5 protein-coding genes are annotated in these 3,484 nt (G+C 62.5%); 3 read left to right on the top strand and 2 right to left on the bottom strand.

The features are described from left to right. The 3 genes from BP858_RS04650 to BP858_RS04640 form a co-directional block, all read left to right on the top strand. Positions 1 to 285: sulfite exporter TauE/SafE family protein (locus BP858_RS04650; RefSeq protein WP_286878970.1), on the top strand; the 285-nt coding region annotated here is incomplete at its 5' end. A gap of 106 nt (positions 286 to 391) precedes the next feature. Beyond that, positions 392 to 1,312 (top strand): hypothetical protein, encoded by a 921-nt coding sequence (locus BP858_RS04645; protein WP_286878968.1) that lies wholly within the window; start codon positions 392 to 394, stop codon positions 1,310 to 1,312. A gap of 5 nt (positions 1,313 to 1,317) precedes the next feature. After that, complete coding sequence (locus BP858_RS04640; RefSeq protein ID WP_286878967.1) at positions 1,318 to 1,890, top strand: hypothetical protein; 573 nt, start codon at positions 1,318 to 1,320, stop codon at positions 1,888 to 1,890. Here the strand turns inward: BP858_RS04640 and BP858_RS04635 are convergent. Then, complete coding sequence (locus BP858_RS04635; RefSeq protein WP_286878966.1) at positions 1,887 to 2,531, bottom strand: hypothetical protein; 645 nt, start codon at positions 2,529 to 2,531, stop codon at positions 1,887 to 1,889. The genes BP858_RS04640 and BP858_RS04635 overlap by 4 nt on opposite strands. A gap of 91 nt (positions 2,532 to 2,622) precedes the next feature. Beyond that, a complete protein-coding gene (locus BP858_RS04630; RefSeq protein WP_074176046.1) occupies positions 2,623 to 3,123 on the bottom strand; it encodes a HEAT repeat domain-containing protein in 501 nt (166 codons plus the stop codon). Between the last annotated feature and the right edge of the window lie 361 nt (positions 3,124 to 3,484).

The raw sequence follows: 3,484 nt of genomic DNA, 5'->3' as shown, positions 1-3,484 counted from the left end.
GGGCTGCTCTACCTCTTCGGCGCCCCGGTCTGCGTCACGATGGGGACGTCGCTTGCATCCATGATCCCGATGGCGATCGTGGGCGGCGGGATCAAACTGGTAGAGGGGTACGTCGCCGTCGGGGCAGGGCTGGTCCTCGCGGCCGGGTCGATCGCCGGCGCCCAGGTGGGGGCCGCGACGATCCAGCGGTTCAGGCCGGCGACCCTGAAGTTCATCTTCGGTCTCTACTTCCTCTACGCTGCAGCCCGGTTCATCGCCGAGTTCTTTGGTCTCGGCCTGCCATGACAGGAGGACATACCGGCTTTCAAAACCCCGGAACAAAAAGTCAACGTTTTTTTAACGGCGCGCGACAAACATCTCTGCCAGAGAACCGGTCTCTGGGGGTTCCGGTATGGAGTGGAAGGATATTATCCCTGTTCTCGCGGGCGGGCTCGTGATCCTGGTCGTTGCCCTGGTAGTGAAACCCGCACTCCTGGCTGAGCCGGTGACCGGCCCCGGACCGACAAAACCCGTGTATGTTCCGCCCACGCCGGTGCCGGCGGCGACTCCCTTCCCTGAGGATGGTCCGGCATACACCCGGAACTTCCGCTGGACGGCCATCGACGGCGGCGTCCATACGACAGAGGTCAGGGTTCCGGAGGCACTCTTCTCTAAGCACCGCGAGACTCCACGGTTCGATCTACTTGCCTGGGGGCGGTATGCCCTCGCCGAAGAAGATCGGCCGATCCTCAAGGATCTCGCCTGCCGGATTGCACCCCCCACCGGCAACCCGGAGGCCGAGTACTTCAGGCTGATGAACGTCATCTTCTTCGTCCAGCAGATCCCGTATGCCTACGACAACAACACGGAGTCCTATGCTGAGAGAACCCTCCCCCCGTATGCCCTGCACAGGGGCGCGGAGGCTGAGTACCCCCGGTACCCCACCGAGATGCTCGTCGATGGGCGGGGGGATTGTGAGGACTCGGCAATCCTGATGGCCGGGCTTCTGGATGCCCTCGGCTACGATACGGTGCTGCTCAAGTACCCGGGTCACATGGTCCTTGGCATCCAGATGGACGAGTTTAATCCCTACTACGCGAAGTACACGCCGAAGTACTTCGATTACGGGGGAAAACGCTACTACCACGTGGAAGGAACGGACTTTGCCTGGGTGAACGTCTCGCCCGGCTCCACGGCCCGCCTGGGAAAGCCGCTCCCCATCGGGGATACCGGCAGTACGACCGGGACACCGGAGATCATACCGCTCCGCTACATCCCGGCACCTGCTGAGTACCGCATCCGTCCGGCCCGCCTGCCGGCCGGAGGAGCGTGAGGGTCGTGAACCTGAAGAAACACCTGAAACTACCGAAGATCAACGTCGACCGGAGGGATGCGCTCGTCGCCGTTCTGGCGGCGGCGGCCGTGATATCGATCGCCTTCTGTGGGTGGACGCTCTTCGTCGATTATACCGAAACGAGCCGGGTTGCAGAGTTCAGCCGCCACGTGGCGGCATCGGAGGCCGACCTCTTCCTGCTCTCCGGTGATATCTCCTCACATATGCGGTCCCGCCCGGGCCGCCCGTCGATCGCTGAATGCGATGCCTGGATGCGAGAGTTGGGGGCCCTCGCCGACTACGGCCGGGGGCTCACATCCTACCACCGGCAGATCATCGCTGCTGATGTGGTCCCGGAGGCGTATACCGGGGCGCAGTCCGCCTACACCCGGGCGCTTGATAACCTGAACCGCGCGTTCTCGCTCTGGTCCTCGGCTGCGGGTGCCTATGACACGAAGGCATACTCAGCAGCAAACAACAACCTAGCCGGGGCTGACCGGGCATGGAAGGACTACATCACCGCAATCAGTGACTACGACCGGGAACTCCGGAGAGCAGAAGAGGGCGGGGAGGGTTAGATGAGGTACTTCTCCGGGACCTCGATGGTTATGGTGAGCGACTTGAGAAACTCCGAGCGGATGACGAAGTAGAAGTCGCCGTACCCCTCCCTGATGGTGAACGTCTCCTTCTTCTCCTCGGAGCCATCCTCGACGCTGAGGATGTCACCCCGAGAGTACCGGATCGTCTTGATGACCCGGTTCGGGTCATCCGGGTCCAGGACTTCCATCTCAAACGAGGGGTATTCGTTCGTCGGGGTCATCTCCACGGTCAGGTCCCAGTACGGGAAGGGGATATGGTAGACTTCGGTGGCAAGAATGCGACCGGGGCGTTCGATGGTTGCCGTTGCATACTCAACCATCCTCTCTGAGACCCGGACGTCGTCGGGCGGTCTTCTGAGCGCGATCGTGGGCGTCGGGGTCGGGACATGATATGTCCGCGGGTCGACGAACCCCACCTTGTAGGGCGTCGGCTCCTCCCGGGCGGGAACAGGCGGTGTGGGCGCCGGACGGCCTGCTCCCACAGCCTGTGCCTCTGTCACCGCAGGTGTGGGGGTGGGGGAGAGGGGTTGTGCGTCTCCGTCAGCCTCAGGCGACGTGCATCCACTGACGATGACCGCCGCCGTAATAAGGATCAGGAGCAGGATATTCCGCCCTTGCATAGTACTCTCTTTTAGACGGGCTCTATTAGTAGTTACGCATCCGCTCCCGGATGCGGCTAAAAAAGGGTGTGTGTCCGGGCCGGATGGGGCTTCACGTCCCCTCGTAGGCCACCATGGCGAGATCTGCGAACTCCTCGCCCAGCAGGTCAAACGCTTCCTGGACCCTGGCGATGCCAGCCGGATCGCCCAGTTTCAGCAGGGCGGCGGCGATCAGGGCACGGCAGGATTCGGACCGATGGTTATCCTGGAGCACAGCAACCAGCGGGTCGACCGCCTGGGGATCACCGATCTCGGCGAGCGCCCAGGCCGCCGGGTTTGTGATCCCATCATCCGCGGTCCGCACGACCCCGATGAGCGGCTCCACGGCATCGTTGCCGACCCTGGCGAGCGCCATCGCCACGACCCAGCGTGCATCGCTATCGACCGCGTCCAGGGCCCGCATCAGTGGTCCGACTGCAGGCGCCCCGACCGCCCCGAGGGCTTTGCTCGCCTGCAGGCTGGTGTAGGTGTCGCCGTTGAGCATGACGTGCATGAGCTCCCGGACCTTTGCAACGTCCCTTTCTACTTCCTTCTTGTGTATGATCTCCTGCATCTCCTCACCTCTTTTTTACAAGCACGGAGTGCCCCGGAGCTACAATAAGCCTTTACGAACCAGAACCGCGATGCAGTACCGCCATGTTGCAGTGCCATGCATAGTATTTTATATCCCTCCGGGCGGCGCACCCAACACCTGGTTGCCTCTTTCGGCCCATCGCAGGGGTCCATCAACGGATCGGTCGGAACTGCTCCGGGGCAGCTAATGATCACCGCACTTCCAGGATGCCTTCGATTGCCCGAATCCCACCACTAGTGGACCGTTTCACCTTATGTTGCGGGTCCTGATGCGGGGCGAGCGATCGCCACCTTACGCGAAGACGCGAAGAACGCGAAGGGGACTCTGCCGCCCAGCAACC

It is taken from the genome of Methanoculleus sp. UBA413 (assembly GCF_002502935.1).
Classification (GTDB): Archaea; Halobacteriota; Methanomicrobia; order Methanomicrobiales; family Methanoculleaceae; genus Methanoculleus; species Methanoculleus bourgensis.
This window is presented reverse-complemented; position numbering and strand designations above follow the sequence as displayed.

Coding starts and splice junctions, on each gene's coding strand:
- BP858_RS04635 (WP_286878966.1), bottom strand. CDS start 2,531: ATGCAAGGGCGGAATATCCTGCTCCTGATCCTTATTACGGCGGCGGTC.
- BP858_RS04645 (WP_286878968.1), top strand. CDS start 392: ATGGAGTGGAAGGATATTATCCCTGTTCTCGCGGGCGGGCTCGTGATC.
- BP858_RS04630 (WP_074176046.1), bottom strand. CDS start 3,123: ATGCAGGAGATCATACACAAGAAGGAAGTAGAAAGGGACGTTGCAAAG.